This is a genomic window from Halalkalibacter sp. HAAS-P014, from assembly GCF_056619965.1.
On record NZ_JBWQTV010000010.1, the window covers coordinates 138,564 to 153,900 of the forward strand.

General features: G+C 39.6%; 15 protein-coding genes. 2 read left to right on the forward strand and 13 right to left on the reverse strand.

All coding sequences use genetic code 11. The annotated features are described in order from the left end of the window. Nucleotides 1-152: 152 nt before the first annotated feature. The 10 genes from AC1FXZ_RS08240 to AC1FXZ_RS08285 all read right to left on the reverse strand — a co-directional run bounded on the left by AC1FXZ_RS08240 (nucleotide 153) and on the right by AC1FXZ_RS08285 (nucleotide 9,868). Nucleotides 153-1,379 (reverse strand): dicarboxylate/amino acid:cation symporter, encoded by a 1,227-nt coding sequence (locus tag AC1FXZ_RS08240; RefSeq protein ID WP_480052453.1) that lies wholly within the window; start codon nucleotides 1,377-1,379, stop codon nucleotides 153-155. Nucleotides 1,380-1,596: 217 nt separating this feature from the next. After that, on the reverse strand, nucleotides 1,597-2,220 hold the full coding sequence (locus AC1FXZ_RS08245) for a hypothetical protein (protein ID WP_480052455.1): 624 nt from the start codon (nucleotides 2,218-2,220) through the stop codon (nucleotides 1,597-1,599). Nucleotides 2,221-2,327: 107 nt separating this feature from the next. After that, nucleotides 2,328-3,518: an Alp7A family actin-like protein gene (locus AC1FXZ_RS08250; RefSeq protein ID WP_480052457.1), complete on the reverse strand. Its 1,191-nt coding sequence runs from the start codon at nucleotides 3,516-3,518 to the stop codon at nucleotides 2,328-2,330. A 374-nt stretch (nucleotides 3,519-3,892) separates the two neighbouring features. Continuing rightward, the gene (locus AC1FXZ_RS08255; RefSeq protein WP_480052459.1) at nucleotides 3,893-4,579 is read right to left on the reverse strand and encodes an LppM family (lipo)protein; all 687 of its coding nucleotides are present in this window, start codon (nucleotides 4,577-4,579) and stop codon (nucleotides 3,893-3,895) included. Nucleotides 4,580-4,627: 48 nt separating this feature from the next. Further along, on the reverse strand, nucleotides 4,628-5,473 hold the full coding sequence (locus AC1FXZ_RS08260) for an SDR family oxidoreductase (RefSeq protein WP_480052461.1): 846 nt from the start codon (nucleotides 5,471-5,473) through the stop codon (nucleotides 4,628-4,630). A 172-nt stretch (nucleotides 5,474-5,645) separates the two neighbouring features. After that, the gene (locus AC1FXZ_RS08265; protein WP_480052462.1) at nucleotides 5,646-6,182 is read right to left on the reverse strand and encodes a hypothetical protein; all 537 of its coding nucleotides are present in this window, start codon (nucleotides 6,180-6,182) and stop codon (nucleotides 5,646-5,648) included. Between the two features lie 33 nt (nucleotides 6,183-6,215). Next, the gene (locus AC1FXZ_RS08270; protein ID WP_480052464.1) at nucleotides 6,216-6,848 is read right to left on the reverse strand and encodes a hypothetical protein; all 633 of its coding nucleotides are present in this window, start codon (nucleotides 6,846-6,848) and stop codon (nucleotides 6,216-6,218) included. Nucleotides 6,849-7,042: 194 nt separating this feature from the next. After that, a complete protein-coding gene (locus AC1FXZ_RS08275) occupies nucleotides 7,043-8,581 on the reverse strand; it encodes a DHA2 family efflux MFS transporter permease subunit (protein WP_480052465.1) in 1,539 nt (512 codons plus the stop codon). Continuing rightward, nucleotides 8,565-9,017, reverse strand: a complete 453-nt coding sequence (locus tag AC1FXZ_RS08280; protein WP_480052467.1) for a MarR family winged helix-turn-helix transcriptional regulator — start codon at nucleotides 9,015-9,017, stop codon at nucleotides 8,565-8,567. The genes AC1FXZ_RS08275 and AC1FXZ_RS08280 overlap by 17 nt, the downstream gene beginning before the upstream one ends. A 179-nt stretch (nucleotides 9,018-9,196) precedes the next feature. Then, nucleotides 9,197-9,868 (reverse strand): peptidylprolyl isomerase, encoded by a 672-nt coding sequence (locus tag AC1FXZ_RS08285; protein ID WP_480052469.1) that lies wholly within the window; start codon nucleotides 9,866-9,868, stop codon nucleotides 9,197-9,199. Between the two features lie 184 nt (nucleotides 9,869-10,052). Between AC1FXZ_RS08285 and AC1FXZ_RS08290 the strand changes: the two genes are divergently transcribed. Next, a complete protein-coding gene (locus AC1FXZ_RS08290) occupies nucleotides 10,053-10,673 on the forward strand; it encodes a cell wall hydrolase (protein WP_480052471.1) in 621 nt (206 codons plus the stop codon). Between the two features lie 64 nt (nucleotides 10,674-10,737). Here the strand turns inward: AC1FXZ_RS08290 and AC1FXZ_RS08295 are convergent, their stop codons facing one another. The 3 genes from AC1FXZ_RS08295 to AC1FXZ_RS08305 all read right to left on the reverse strand — a co-directional run bounded on the left by AC1FXZ_RS08295 (nucleotide 10,738) and on the right by AC1FXZ_RS08305 (nucleotide 14,429). Beyond that, nucleotides 10,738-11,868, reverse strand: a complete 1,131-nt coding sequence (locus AC1FXZ_RS08295; RefSeq protein WP_480052473.1) for a glycerate kinase — start codon at nucleotides 11,866-11,868, stop codon at nucleotides 10,738-10,740. A gap of 19 nt (nucleotides 11,869-11,887) precedes the next feature. After that, entirely contained in the window at nucleotides 11,888-13,156 is a 1,269-nt protein-coding gene (locus AC1FXZ_RS08300) for a GntP family permease (protein WP_480052475.1), read from the reverse strand. A 121-nt stretch (nucleotides 13,157-13,277) separates the two neighbouring features. After that, nucleotides 13,278-14,429, reverse strand: a complete 1,152-nt coding sequence (locus AC1FXZ_RS08305) for a CdaR family transcriptional regulator (RefSeq protein ID WP_480052477.1) — start codon at nucleotides 14,427-14,429, stop codon at nucleotides 13,278-13,280. Between the two features lie 271 nt (nucleotides 14,430-14,700). Between AC1FXZ_RS08305 and AC1FXZ_RS08310 the strand changes: the two genes are divergently transcribed. Further along, nucleotides 14,701-15,204, forward strand: a complete 504-nt coding sequence (locus tag AC1FXZ_RS08310) for a sigma-70 family RNA polymerase sigma factor (RefSeq protein ID WP_480052479.1) — start codon at nucleotides 14,701-14,703, stop codon at nucleotides 15,202-15,204. The last annotated feature ends 133 nt before the right edge of the window (nucleotides 15,205-15,337 follow it).

Here is a 15,337-nt window from a genome sequence, read left to right on the forward strand (position 1 = left end):
ATTATCACTATAACATATATTCAAAACAGCTTGTAGAAAAATAGCGGAAATAACCGAAACATTTAGAATTTAAAAATTCATTCTACTTTACTAACTTTCATAAAAAAACTCCACCACCGAAGATCATGTTTCAGTGGTGGAACTACATGCTATTATTCAGCCCTATCGACTGGGCCATTTTCAGTTCTGTCAATAAAGACTGCACACGCTGCATCTCCTGTAATATTAACAGCTGTACGTAGCATATCAAGAATCCTATCTACTGCAAGTACTAGGGCAATCCCTTCAACTGGTAAACCAACAGATTGCAAGACCATCGCTAGCATAATCATTCCTACACCTGGCACCCCAGCTGTCCCAATACTTGCAAGCGTTGCAGTTAATACTACAGTAACTAAATCCCCTAGAGAAAGTGGAATAGCAAATACTTGCGCAATAAAAACTGTTGCTACTGCCTGCATGATCCCAGTTCCATCCATGTTAATCGTTGCACCGAGTGGCTGCACAAAACCCGAAATCCTTCTAGAAACCCCTAAGTTTTCTTGGGCCGTCCTCATCGAAATCGGCAGAGTTGCATTACTGCTTGATGTACTAAACGCAACTGTCATTGCAGGGAAAAACCCTTTGAAGAACTTCAGTGGATTCATTTTTCCCAAGAAATAAACCGTACTCGAGTAAACGATAACAACGTGTAAAATCAGAGCGAGAATGACACAAAACATGTACATTGCCATTGAGGATAATGCTTCTAATCCTTGTTTTCCTAATGCAGACGCAATTAACGCAAAGGCCCCATATGGAGCAAGCTTCATCGCCAAAGTGACAAGGTACATCATAATCTCATTTCCTTGCTCAAATAGACTAAAGACCCCTTTTGTTTTATCACCTAACCTCGCAAGTGCAATTCCAACAAAAATCGCAAATGCGATAATTTGTAACATTTGTCCTGTCGCCATCGCATCAATCGGGTTTCTTGGAATGATATTAAGTAATGTCTCCATCACTGGTGGAGCTTCGACTACATCCACTTCCTCTACTGGAATCTCTCCCATTAACCCTTCTTGGCCGGGCTGAATAATTAATGCTACAGTCGCTGCAATACTTAGAGCTAACATGGTTGAAATGAGATAAAATCCAATTGTTTTTGAACCAATCCTTCCAAGCTTTATCGGATCGCCCATTCCAGCTGTTCCTATTGATATTGAAAAGAAAACAAGTGGTACAACTAACATTGTAATGAGCCTTAAGAAAAGTTGACCTAATGGTGTTAGAACATATTCATCCACAGAAACAAATACATTCGGTGCTAAAATGTTAAATCCAATTCCGACACCGACCCCTAAAATAAGGGCGATAATAATTTTCTTTGTCAAACTCATCCTGAAACTCCTCTCATGCTGTAACATCTACACTGTCTTTTGAATTATTTTCACTTCTTACTATTCGTGACATTGTGTCAATCCATACATAAAAAGCCATAAAAATCTCTAACTGTTTATTGCAGTATCACGCGCATCAATTGCTCTCTAAACACACAGGTTTGCTTTCTTATCAACAAAAAGAACCAGATGTTTTACACCTGGTCCTTGGCTTAATTCATTTATTCATTCTCGCTAAAAATCCACCTAATAAATCTTCAGCGTCTTCTTCTTCCTCGACTGCATCTTCCTCTGCAGTCACTGCATGCTGCTGCATCGCCTGTTCCCAATCAAAATTCATTAAGTCATCGTCTAAATTATCGTTATCATCAGGATCCGTAGCCTGTTTTGATAATTCTTCCTCATGATCACTTATAGCCTGACTGCGCGACTGTACAGCATCATCTTTCAAAAAAGCTTCTGTTTCTTGCAAATAAAGAGCGTCATCAATATCAATTGCATTACTCGTAAGCGAAGCCAGTACTGAGGTCGCCCTAACTGGATCACTCAACAATTGATACACAATCGCCCCAAGCAAAGCTTCTGAATGGGCATGGCGCAGCCAATTGCGCTGTTCCTTACTCAGTTGCTTTGGCAAAGGAATCGTAACCGTTTCGCGATCTTTCGTTAACGATTTGCTAACTCCCTCTAATGCAAATTCAGCCATTTTACTTGAAAAATTACGTTTTTCTGTTTCTTTTAATTTTTGGAGCTGTTTAAGTAAGTGATCTGGCGTATCAGAAGGGATACGAAATGTGATCGCTTGTCCCCTCTGAATTCCAGTCGTCCCCTTTATACTCATAAAATCACCTTATTATAGCGATTGCTGAAAAGGCTAGTTCTAGAAGCACTGAAAAAGGGTGTTCTTTCCCTTTGAAGTGCCCCTCTAGTTCCTCTTTTTTCAGCTTCTTAATTTTTCACAGCTTTTTTATCTTTATCTTTATCTTTATCTTTGGGATCGCCATTTTTTGCTTTTGCAAAAGCAGAAATCAACTTGTAATAAGCATTTGCCATCATCCAAATACTCTCTTTTTCATCTTCAAAGAAACCGATATTATAGCCATCTAAACTATTGTTTAACGTTTTTAAGTAATCCTTTAATACCATTGCGCCCCCACCAACAAAATAACAAATTTCTGTTTGTGAGTTCTTTTGCCATACGTTACGTAAATGACGGTATTGTTTTTTCGCCAGCTCCAATAAAATCCGATCGGTAATATCATGAACGCTTGTCCGACTTCCTCGTACCATAATATGATTACGATCTTGTTTTTTCGTAATAATATCAACTACATCACGACGACTATCAAGTTCAACTCCATGCTTCGAACGAATTTCTTCACGAATTTGTTCAAGAGATTCAGCTACACCTAAGTTAAACCCCTGCGCCTTATCATCATCGACATTACGATTTTTGATAACAGCGATGTCTGTGGATAAACCACCAATATCTTGAATTAAGATACTTTTATCCACTAAATCTCTGTTGATAATGTTCAAATTATTATCCATGACTAAGTTAATGTAGGCAGCAAATCCTTCAGGATATACCTTCACCTCATCGAACTTAATATTTACTTTTATTCCTTGGTACTTTGGCGTTACTAAAAATTCAACTTGATGAACTGAACTTAATAGCTGCGAGCGATAACCGACATCTTTCCCTTCTTTTACTTCACGCAGTGGCAATCCTGTTCCTAGTGTATAACTGGCATCAATTACATTATTTGTTTTCTTGAATGTATCAGCGTTTTCATCTCTTACAGCATCTAATGCGATGGAAGCAAATAGCATAACCAATGTTTGATCTTCTTCAGATTTGCTACTGCCTGGATCAAGCTCATTTGGATTATTACTCTTTGTCGCCAAGTTTCCAACACGATAAATTACATTGTTCTCTAGCAGGGCAGGGGAGTGAACACGAATATGTATTCCTTCTAGAGGGTCTTTCTCATTTAAATCTTCTATTCCAATAACTGGGCGATCTTCTATATCTCTTGCAATAACATTTGGGATATTCAGTTCATAGTCAGACTTACCAAAAATCGCCTTTAACGAATCATTCCCTACATCAACTGCAGCAATTCTTGTTTTACTCATTAACATCATACCTTTCCATTTAAAAATAGTTACTAAATTTTTCTATCTATTAAGATTATAGTAGGGTGCTAGATTCGTCAATGATACTTAAGTTGTATTCATTTACGTACACATGTATTCATTTTTGTATACTTGTGTACTTTTTTGTACACATACTGTAAATAAAGGATATATACCACTTTGTATACAAGTTTACAATAATGTATACAACAAGTTTACCGATTGTGTACATGTATACATTTTTGTATACAAATATATTCCTTCAAAATTTCTAGTTACAAAACCCCTCTCCTCTCCCCTCCCCTTTTAACACTCCTATAAAGAATGCACGCAAAAAAGCCTACACATTAGTGCAGACTTAACTTATCCTCAAACTATCCATCCTGTCTCATACCCCTTCTTCTCACTAAAACAAAAACCCCTCCTGCAACAATTACTAACACTGCTGCTACAACGATAACAATATTTGTTATATTTGGTACTTTCGCTTCAAACATCACCTCATTTTCATCACCTGTGAGTAACTTCCATGTTAATGTGTTCGTTTCTTCATCAACATTCGAAGCATTATGAACTTCTATTTCAACTGGTGATGTGAGCGTGAACGTAAACTCTGCTTGACTTGCCAACATTCGCGCAAATTCTTCGCCCTCTCCTTCAATCATATCACTCATATTAAACCGACCACTAACTCGGTAAGTTGTCTGGAAAAATCCCTTCTCTTCTTCAATTTTGATCGGACTTTCCTGTTCGCCGTCAGCGAACGTACCCATATCAACTTCGCGAATATCTTCAAAATATCTAACCGCTTGAAATCCGGTTATTTCATCATCAGAGTAATTGGAGATGACAAATTTTTCTACTTCAAGTTCCTCTTTCATGTCAGAAAATGGGTCTCCTTGGATCGAAGCCATTCTATATATATCATTTTGAAGCCCCATCGTTACTACTATATCGGCACTTCCATCACTATTAATTGTGATGTGAAAGTCCCCTTTGACACAACCTGACAACAACAATAAAAAGGCCATAAGTGAAAAAAACTTGATCAGTTTATTCATTTACATTTCTCCCTTGTTTTTTCTATGTACCCTTACTGACGATGTTCTCTACCTTCGCCCACACATTAGAAGCACAATCTTCTCCCACCACGCCCACGGTATGACCTGCTTCATTATCAAAGTTATTTTAAGTCCTTTTCCTATTGGATAACGTAACTTTTTCAGTTTCAGCGTGTCTGCTAGAGTAGCAATTAGCTTCGCCACCTCACTTGGGTCTCCGTGCTTCTTTTTCCCTAATTCTAACCTGTTTGTGATGCCTTTCATATACGCATAGTATGGAGATGCCTCATGTAAGGACTTTTCTGACACCTTCATTCCAGACGACCAAATATTTGTTTTATAAGAGCCTGGTTCCACTAAAGCCACCTGCACACCGAACGGCCTCATTTCCAAACGTAAGCTCTCTGTATAGCCTTCTAACGCATGTTTAGAGGAAGCGTAAGGTGAAAGACCTGGAAATGCAATTCGTCCACTAATGCTGCTAATATTGATGATCTTGCCATCTTGTTGTTCGCGCATTTTCGGAAGGATCGCTTGCGTTACAGCCATTACTCCAAACACATTCGTTTCAAATTGCATCCTGTAGTCAGCAATGTCAACTTCCTCTGCAAAGCCTCCCGATGCAAAGCCTGCATTGTTAACGAGCAAATCAACTCGTTTAAGTAACTGAACTTGCTCACTAAATTGACTAATTGATTGCTGATCTGTTACATCTAGAGGCCACACTTTAATTCGATCGAGTACGCCTTTGCCTTCTGCAGCGCTGTATAAAGCCGTGGCTTTCTCAATAGTTCGCATCGTTGCAAGTACGTTAAACCCTCTCTTTGCTAATTCAATTGCTATAAGTAATCCAAAACCACTTGAGGTCCCTGTCACAATTGCTGTACGCCGCATTTGTATCCACCGCTTTCATTCAAATCCAATCAACAGTTCTTTTCTATTTACGATATCTCCCATTTTCATTGAAGGCAATCAGTTTATCGAATGAATCTGCAAATACCTCAAAATTCGTTCAAAAAAACCCCAAACAGGCCTTGCCTCGCTTGGGGAATCACCTTATATTATCTTAAAACAATTCACGAATCTCTTCAAAATCCTCTGATAAAACAGCTGAATCTAGTTCATTCGCATATTTATGTTTTCCATCTTCTTCAATGAATACATGGATGATCTCACGCTTTCCAGATTCGTTTACTTCGTTGTCTACTAGAGCTAAAACAGCAATGACATCTACTTCACCGTTATATTCCTCTATATCAACACTTCCAAGAACTTCAACAGTCGAATTCCAAGCAACACGTTCCTCCTCTGTATGTTCCTGCCACATTGCAAGGGCAATCGTTGCCATGAAACTATGAAGGTTTTCAGTTAAAAATGCCTCTACTTGCGCTTCGTCATCTGAAGCAAATACATCATAGAAATCAACTACAATTTGTTCTTCTCTTGTTAGCTCCTCAACAAACGCACTTTCTTCTTCTGTCGATTCAATGCCATTGCTTTCATCTGCTGGTTCTTCAGTAGTCGCCTCGTTTGAACCACCACATGCTATAAGTGTAAAACTAACCATAAGTCCCAATCCTGAAAGTACTAATTTTTTTTTCATTTTTGTATCCCCCTATTATGTAGCTCTTTGAACCTATCTAATTTTGTGAAAATATTCTACTCCATCAGCTGATATGATTACCTCTAAAGGTTTATCATCCTCTGCAACTTCTTTTGGCAATTCTGCTGGAAAGTGTACCGTCCCAGAAGATAAAGGTTCAATATTGGTGATATTCGTATATTGAAGATCTGCTCCATCACCTTGCTCGATTGTTGAAAATGTATTGTATTCGTATGTATTGTCATAAATTACTTTTACTCTTACAAAACGATCAGCACTTTCGCCAGAGGTTTGTAAGTTTTTTATATTCATTACAGTATTCACGAAAATATTCTCGCTACTTTCCACTTCATAATATGAGTAAAAATCATCTGGATTAGGAGGCTCAATCACACTCGTAAACTCTAAATCTTTTAACGTTAGTTCAGCATAATTTTCTACTGTCACCGTCTCATCCAATTCTAAGGTATTTCCGTCCTGACTTTGCTCAGTTCCGTCCCCAGCTTCTTCACTTTCTGCTAGACTGTCATCATTTACAACTTCTTCACTAGCTGTTTCTTCAATTTCCTCTTCGCTCGTATTGGGCTCGCTATCAACATCAGAGCTTCCACAACCAGTTAAAAGTAATCCCCCAGCTAGCGTAATCAAAAATAGTCCTTTTCTCATAATAACCCCCAAATAAATAGTGAAAATGTCCAACATTTAGTATTATATACATAGAGAAAGCACGATCACAACCATAATTCCAAACAAAAAAACAGTAAAAAAAGACTGTAAAACCTTTAACCAAGCAGAAAAAGGTACCTGAAGAAGGTACCTAAATACTGAATTCAATTTATCTATTTCTATCATGACCTACCCTATCCCAAAACAACTTCTTTTTCCTGCTTCTCTTCCACGCGATCTTTACGTTTAATAAATGTGGATAGAATGAGCGCCACTACTGTCAAAGCTGTAGCTGCAAGAAAGGAATCATCAATTCCTTGCAATAGAGCTTGATCGACAGCCTGCTGAATCTCTGGTGTGATAGCTGCAGGCTCTGTCCCCTGGGCAACACTTGCAGCCAGCTGCTCACTCAGTTCAGGTGAAACTCCTTGAGAATCAAGTGACTCAGTTAAATACCCATTTGCCCTGCTGGTCATCAACGTAATTAAAAATGCTGTTCCAATCGCTGCAGAAACTTGACGCATCGTATTAGCCATCGCTGTGCCGTGGGAATTGAGGCGCTGTGGCAACTGATTCAGCCCCAGAGTCATAATCGGCATACTCAATAGCGACATTCCAAACATCCTGATTGTAAAGACAATCACCACATAGGAATAGGTGGTCGTTTCTGTTAGCATACTTAACTGAAAGGTCGTTATCGTCGTAATGATAAGCCCGACAATCGCTAGCATTCTTGCACCAATTTTATCAAAAATATAGCCTGCTACAGGAGCCATAATCCCCATTAATATAGCGCCTGGTAGTAGCGCTAATCCAGATTCCATTGGTGAGAATCCACGGACGGACTGTAAATACATTGGCAGAAGGATCATACCTCCAAACATCGTCATTTGAATAACCATATGAATGACTTGCGTTAAAGCAAACATCTTATATTTAAATACACCAAAGTCAAGCATCGGTACAGCTGAATCATTTTGTCTTTTAATAAACAAAATAAGGGCAATCAGCCCAATCATAAACGAAGAAACAACTTCTATACTTCCCCACCCTTGGCTTCCTGCAGTGCTGAAACCAAATAAAATTCCTCCAAAGCCAAATGTTGAAAGAATAATCGAATAGACATCAATTTTTGGAAAGGTAAGCTTTGTTACATTTCTTAAAAAGACTGAACCAACAAAGATCGCAATCAATGAAACTGGTATCATAATATAAAAGAGTACACGCCAAGAGTGATGTTCAACAACCCAGCCTGAGAGTGTTGGACCGATTGCAGGTGCAAACACCATTGCCAGCCCCATCATTCCCATCGCCGCCCCCCTTTTTTCCGGTGGATAGAGTGTTAAGATCACATTCATGAACAACGGCATAATCATTCCGGCTCCAGTCGCTTGAACTAATCGCCCTCCTAACAACAATTGAAAATTAGGTGCAATCGCACATATAATCGTTCCAAGAGCAAATAACACCATCGATGTGATAAACAACTTCCTTGTCGTAAACCGTTCCATTAAAAAAGCCGTAATTGGGATTAACACCCCATTTACAAGCATGTAGCCTGTTGTAACCCATTGAATCGTACTAGCAGTAACTTGTAGGTCCTCCATCATCACAGGTAGAGCCACAACCATCAGCGTCTGATTTAAAATCGCTACAAAAGCTCCAACCATCATCACAGCGAAAATCGGGCCTTTTCTTATCTCACCTGCGCTAGAATCACTCCCGTTTATCATTTGTTCGTTCGCCCCCTTGGACTTTTTCAATAATTAGTTGATGCAACGCTAAAAGCTCGGAAACCTCTTCATCTGAAACTGACCTTAGTTCAGTTGTTTGTTTAGCATGAAAAGCATCTATTTCTTTAGCTTTTGCTTCTCCTTTTGCTGTCACGCTTATTTGAACTGATCTCCGGTCGTTCTCAGAACGTTTTCTCTCTACAAATTCAGCTTGCACTAGCCGGTCAACAATCCCACTCATTGCACTTTTCCCGACTTGCATTCGGTCAGCTAACTCCTTTATCGAAATCTTGGGATATTTGTCTACTATGCGTAGAACCATACTTTGTTGAGGTGGCAAGCCAACCACACCGTCCATCTTTTGCCAAACCTCTTGGAATATTACTCTCTTTACTTCTCGAAACGAACTAAGTATTGCCTCGACTTTTTTATCCATTTAAACACTTCCTATTTTAGTTTATATATAAATAGTTCATATGCGTACTATTTTATATCTCCATTTTACTCCTTTATCGAAAATAGTCAACCAAGTTTGACGAAAATTATAAAATCGGGCTCGGGCAAAAATCTAAAAAAACCTGCTATGAGCAGTAATCTCATAAGCAGGTTCCTATTTTATTCCACTATGTTTGGGTCAGGATAATCAAACCCTTTTGTATCAACCGTTACGGTTTGCATAATTTGATCTTCTAATGGTTTATCAACAGAATTGCGTTCAACTTGCACAATTTCATCGACAGTGTCCATTCCTTCTAGCACTCGTCCAAATGCAGCGTATTCACCATCTAGATGCGCTGAATCTTCCACCATAATAAAAAATTGCGAACCAGCCGAATCTGGATCATGACTCCTTGCCATTGAAAGAACACCCCGTTCATGTGTTAGCTCATTCTCAAAGCCATTTGCAGCAAATTCACCATATATTGAATACCCTGGATCTCCAGTACCATTTCCTTCAGGGTCGCCACCTTGAATCATAAATTCAGGGATGACGCGATGAAAGACCAAACCGTCATAAAACCCATCTTCAATTAACGAAACAAAATTAGCAACTGTATTCGGTGCGACTTCAGGATACAGTTCAAGGGTGATCTCTTCATCATTTTCCATCGTTATCGTAACAACCGGGTTTTCTTCTACCTCATGGAAATAAGTTATTTCATCTGTCTCCTCAGCCTGTGGCTCTTGTTCTTGTTCTTGTTCTTGTTCCGTTCCACAAGCTGTCGTAACAACTACAAGAACTGCCAACAGCAGGAAGAACGGATAGTTCCATGTTCTTACTTTCATAAGATTACCTCCTTCACTCTAACCTCTATAGTATAGCATGGAATCTTTTTCTAGCGTTCATACATCTAATCAACTCATCTCGCTCCATATTTTAATAGTTTGTCAACAAATTTAGAGAACATAAGTAGGAGTTTTGTTATTTTTGTCGAATTGGTAGGGGTATGTTTATAAGGAGGGAATTATCTTGAGTAAAAAAATGATACTACTTTTTTCACTCTGCACCATGATCATTATGCTGTTCCCTAAAGACACTAAAGCTGAACAATTGTTGCAGCACGGGGATCATGGGCAGAGCGTTGTAGAATTACAGGAAACATTAATTGCATTAGGTTATTTACATACGAATGCAACTGGATATTACGGCTCACTAACAGAAAATGCAGTGCGAGAACTGCAGCAAGACTTTAACCTATTAGCTGATGGTATCGCAGGACCAAATACTCTATATCGAATACTGGAAATTGAAAAAATGGCTCGAATCGTTCATGGAGAGGCACGAGGTGAATCGTATGAAGGACAAGTCGCAGTGGCTGCCGTCATTAAAAATCGTTTGCATTCACCGGATTTCCCTTCAACAATCGAAGGAATCATTTATCAGCGCAATGCCTTTACAGCTGTGCAAGACGGGCAATATTACTTATCTCCAACAAATACTTCCTACCGAGCTGTAAAGGATGCTTGGAAAGGCTGGGACCCAAGTAAAGGCGCTACATATTATTACAATCCAAAAATTGCTACATCTGAGTGGATTTTTAAATGGACAACACCTAAGTTTACAATCGGGAAACATTTATTTGCTGAGTAATCAATACATAGGCAACAAAAAGCTAGTGCAGAAAATGCACTAGCTTTTATTTCAAGGCTGTTATTTATATAAATTTCATCACTGCCCCTATGTTTCTTGCTGTATTCTTTGTATTTTCATAGCCATTTTTCAGGGCTTCATCCAGTGTAACGATTCCTGGTACGACACTAAATACTGCATCAATTCCATGATCATGCACATTCTGATAATCATGCGTTAAACTTCCCGCTAAAGCTATTACTGGGATGTTGTATGCTTTGGCTGTTTTCGCTACACAAGTTGGCGTTTTACCGTAAATCGTTTGGTGATTAATTCCACCTTCTCCGGTAATGACGACCGCTGCATCACGAACGGCTTCATCTAACTTTGTTGCTTCAACTACTAAATCCCCACCACGCTTTAGTTCAGAAGGAAGGAATGCCAGCAATCCTGCGCCTAGCCCTCCTGCAGCACCCGAACCTGGAACTTTCTTAATGTCTTTGCCTACATCGCGTCTAATCACTTCGGCATAATGAACTAAGTTTGCATCTAACTCTTCAATCTGTGCAACTGTTGCTCCTTTTTGAGGACCATAAATGGCTGAAGCTCCTTTAGGCCCTGTTAACGGGTTATCGACATCACATGCAACATCAATTTGAACACCCTGCAGACGCTTGTCTAAGCCTGATAGGTCAATGCGGGCAAGATTTCCGAGCGTTCCTCCACCAAAGGGAAGACTCAATCCATCAGCATCAAGAAGTTTCCCACCTAATGCTTGCACCATTCCAGCGCCACCATCATTTGTAGCACTCCCACCAATTCCAATAATAATTCGCTCGACTCCTCGATCTAACGCAATCGAAATTAATTCTCCTGTTCCAAACGTAGTTGTAATCATCGGATCTCTTTTATCGATTGGAACAAGTTCAATTCCGGAAGCTGCAGCCATTTCGATTGCTGCCGTTTTTCCGTCGCCCAGAAGTCCGTAAAATGCCTCCACTTTTTCTCCTAGTGGCCCCGTAACGGTAACACGTTCAATCGTCCCTCCCGTTGCATCAACGAGTGACTGCACCGTCCCTTCTCCACCATCAGCCATTGGAACTTTCACATACTCGGCATTTGGCAGCACGTCCTTTAGTCCTTCTTCAATTGCATTTGCTACCTCTAATGCTGTTAAACTCTCTTTGAATGAATCTGGTGCAATGACAATTTTCATTTCGACAAGCCTCCCCTATTTATAAAAACAACTTAAATACACCGAATATGAGTGTTGAGATAATGGCAATAGTAAGACCAACTAGTGACTCATACGGAATTAACTTTAAACGTTCTTGGAAATTCATTAGCACACTTCCTGCAGTTGCGTGGAAGAAGCTTCCGTGTGGTAAGTGATCAAGCACTGTTGACCCTGCATGGATCATTGCAGCGCCGGCAAGACCTGCTACACCGAGCTCAAGCAACGTTGTACTAAACACACTACTTGCTACAGCTGCCCCAGCAGTTGTTGAAGCTGTTGCTGCTGACATGAAAATCCCTGATACTGGTGCTAATACGTATGACGGCAAACCTAGTACTTCAATGCCATCAATTAGGACATTACGTAATCCTGAATTTGAAATAATTCCTGCAAGCGTCCCTGTTCCTAGTAATAACACGGCAACTCCAGACATCTTATTTAAACCTGAAATGATAAATGTATTAACGTTCTTAATTTTTCCCATCACTAACGCACCAATAAGTCCACCAGCCGGCAGCGCAAGCATTGGATCGATTACTATATCAAACAACGGACGCAGTGAAAGCAATACAATCGTCACAAGTGGTGCAATAATCGCTAACCCAAATGCCGGTAGCTTTTGATTATCTGTTTGTGTAATTTCATCAAGCTTCACCATTGATCCTTTATTTACTAATTTTTTCGCAATAAAATACGTTACAGCAAGTCCTGCTAGACCTGGGATAATACCTGCCGCCATGACAGATGTTAATGGTACTTCAAACGCCTCTGCTACTGCGATTGAGTTTGGGTTGGGTGACATGATGTTACCAGCCTTACCTCCACCAATCATCGCAAGTAAAATAGCAGTCTTTGATAGATTTGCACGGCTTGCAATCGCTAGAGCAATTGGCGCAACCGTAATAACTGCGACATCAACAAACACCCCGACAGCGGTTAAAATCATTGTCGCTATCGCAAGGGCAAACAACGCTTTCTTCTCACCGATTTTTTTGACGATGCTCTCAGCAATTGAAGCTGCAGCACCAGACTCTATTAACACACCGGCAAGGACACCAGCAGCTAAAATTCTAAGGACAGCCGGAATGATGCCTTGAGCTCCCCCCATCATCAGGTCAACCGTTTGGGTAACCGACGCTCCACCGACTAATCCACCAACCATCGCTCCACCAACTAAAGCATAGACAGGTGGTACTTTTCTAAATATAAGAATAATTGCTAATATCAAACCAACTAATGCACCTAAAGCGCTTACTTGAATATCCATTGTAGTTCCCCCTCTGTTGTCTTTCTACTTCATATTGTAAGCGCTCCCCACACCTTAATCATTATTCATCTGACTAAAAATGCTGTTAATGCAGTCTATTCTTTTTAGTCAGATGCACAAATCACTCTGTTTCGCGAACAAATGTATCCAACATCACAGACAGATATAATTCAAATAAATCTTTATAGTTTCTTGGATCCTTCCCGGTAATTTCTTTGATTTTTTCTAAGCGATATTGCAACGAGTTCCGGTGAATAAACAACTCAGTCGCCGTACTTGCTGCTCCTCCGTTTTCATTGATGTACACTTCAAGTGTCCTTTGTAACTCTCCTGTTTTGTCTTCTGCTTTTAATTTTTCTATAACGTGGTGAAAGGAACTGTTCTCAATTGAATTCGCAAGTTCATTCATAAAAACATATAATGAGAATTTCTCAAATTGCAAAAGCATTTCATTAGGAGCAAGTTTTTCACCTACTGTCATTGTATCTCTTGCTTCTTTGTATGATTTATGGAGGTCTTCAAACGTTGGATAATAACTGCCAATAGCCATTTTAATCATCGGATCAATTCTATGTAATTGTGCAAGCCAAATTTTTAACGTGTTGAGGGTGTACTCTTGGTCTAAGTTCAATTCTTTCACACGGACTTTTTTCAGAATCACGATTTCACCTGCAAATGTCGTTACAACAAGATCATCTTTGTCCTTGAGTTCGTTAACCATTTGCACTAACTTTTGGCTTTTTTCAAGCTTTTGCTCTTTGCTTTTTAAGACTAGACAGATTCTCGGTATCGTAAGGTCAAGCTTGAGAGAACGTGCCTTTTCAAAAATCAACTGTTCACCAAGCCTTCTTCCGTTTATTAATTGATGAACAATTTCATCTTTCAGTCGTTCGTCTAGTTGCAACTGTTTTTGCAAAAAGGATTGTTCAATGATCATTTCTGTCGTCACTTTCACGAGCTGCCCGTAGCCCCTTACTTCTTCAGGATCTCCTGTAATCCCGACAACCCCTAGCACCTCTCCTTGAAAAAAAATCGGTAAATTTATTCCCTCCTTCACACCTTGCCAATTCGCTGTATCAATTGTTGCAATTTCAATTGTTTCTTTTTTCTGTATAACGTAGCTAGCTACTTCATGTTTCGTTGAGATTCGCTTTTTATCGCCTGAGCCTATAATGCGCCCCTCTTGATTCATCACGTTTATATTGTACGGAAGAATGGCCATCGTTCGATCAACAATTTCTTGAGCCAATTGTTCTGATAAGTATATTGCCATAAGGTTGGTATCCTTTCTATTTCAACTTCTTAAACGATACACAAAACATGAGTACCAGTGCAAATTCAATAAATTGAAGGACTATTAATGAAACTGCTTTTTTGGTTTGCGTTTTTTATAACAATGTCCCTTAACAGGATTTACAAAACGTTATGTGGACAAATCTAGTTTTTGTCGAAACGGTTAGGTGCGCCACATTCCACTCCTAGCTATTTTATAACTACCGGCGGAATACACAAGAAAGCGCGTTTTCTAAAAGGAAGATTATAAAGTGAATATAGTTGATAAACCGTTTGAAGAAGTGTTGCAGATGTTTGAGCCAGCTATTAAAAAGCAACTAATCGCATTACGACTCTACAAAGATTATGATGAATTTTATCAAATTGGTCGTATTGCTCTTTGGGATGCCTTTCAAAACTTCGATCCTAGTAGAGGAAACTTTGCCACCTATGCCATCTCCTACATACGAGGTAGAATGATGACTACTCTTACAAAAGAGAGCAGGTATAGCGAAAGACATTGCTACAACGAGGAAGGATTCGAACAGGTTCAGAGCAACTTTGACGAGGTGCCACTTGAGAGCGAAATCATTGCAGACTATTTAGTTCATCTAAGTGAACGTGAAAAAGCGTGGGTTCATGAGGCCATTTTAAAGGACAAAAATCCAGCAGATATTGCTGCTGAATACAAAGTTTCTGTGCACACGGTGCGTTCATGGCGCAAAAGCGCACTAGCAAAGCTCAGGAGCACACATAAGGAGAAAGACTACCGTTAGAGCACAACTCTTTTTTCGGCCGGTATTCTGTTGATTCCGGCCACTTCCTTTCGTTTTCCGGTCAAATCGAGGTGGATTCCGGCCGGATTTTTACTTTATCCGGCCAAAATTAGGAATTTTCCGGCCAAATCAC

What these genes read in the sequence shown, in the direction of transcription:
- AC1FXZ_RS08260 (WP_480052461.1), bottom strand. Translation starts at nt 5,473, where the DNA reads ATGCGGCGTACAGCAATTGTGACAGGGACCTCAAGTGGTTTTGGATTA.
- AC1FXZ_RS08240 (WP_480052453.1), bottom strand. Translation starts at nt 1,379, where the DNA reads ATGAGTTTGACAAAGAAAATTATTATCGCCCTTATTTTAGGGGTCGGT.
- AC1FXZ_RS08255 (WP_480052459.1), bottom strand. Translation starts at nt 4,579, where the DNA reads ATGAATAAACTGATCAAGTTTTTTTCACTTATGGCCTTTTTATTGTTG.
- AC1FXZ_RS08270 (WP_480052464.1), bottom strand. Translation starts at nt 6,848, where the DNA reads ATGAGAAAAGGACTATTTTTGATTACGCTAGCTGGGGGATTACTTTTA.
- AC1FXZ_RS08280 (WP_480052467.1), bottom strand. Translation starts at nt 9,017, where the DNA reads ATGGATAAAAAAGTCGAGGCAATACTTAGTTCGTTTCGAGAAGTAAAG.
- AC1FXZ_RS08285 (WP_480052469.1), bottom strand. Translation starts at nt 9,868, where the DNA reads ATGAAAGTAAGAACATGGAACTATCCGTTCTTCCTGCTGTTGGCAGTT.
- AC1FXZ_RS08300 (WP_480052475.1), bottom strand. Translation starts at nt 13,156, where the DNA reads ATGGATATTCAAGTAAGCGCTTTAGGTGCATTAGTTGGTTTGATATTA.
- AC1FXZ_RS08245 (WP_480052455.1), bottom strand. Translation starts at nt 2,220, where the DNA reads ATGAGTATAAAGGGGACGACTGGAATTCAGAGGGGACAAGCGATCACA.
- AC1FXZ_RS08295 (WP_480052473.1), bottom strand. Translation starts at nt 11,868, where the DNA reads ATGAAAATTGTCATTGCACCAGATTCATTCAAAGAGAGTTTAACAGCA.
- AC1FXZ_RS08305 (WP_480052477.1), bottom strand. Translation starts at nt 14,429, where the DNA reads ATGGCAATATACTTATCAGAACAATTGGCTCAAGAAATTGTTGATCGA.
- AC1FXZ_RS08265 (WP_480052462.1), bottom strand. Translation starts at nt 6,182, where the DNA reads ATGAAAAAAAAATTAGTACTTTCAGGATTGGGACTTATGGTTAGTTTT.
- AC1FXZ_RS08275 (WP_480052465.1), bottom strand. Translation starts at nt 8,581, where the DNA reads ATGATAAACGGGAGTGATTCTAGCGCAGGTGAGATAAGAAAAGGCCCG.
- AC1FXZ_RS08250 (WP_480052457.1), bottom strand. Translation starts at nt 3,518, where the DNA reads ATGAGTAAAACAAGAATTGCTGCAGTTGATGTAGGGAATGATTCGTTA.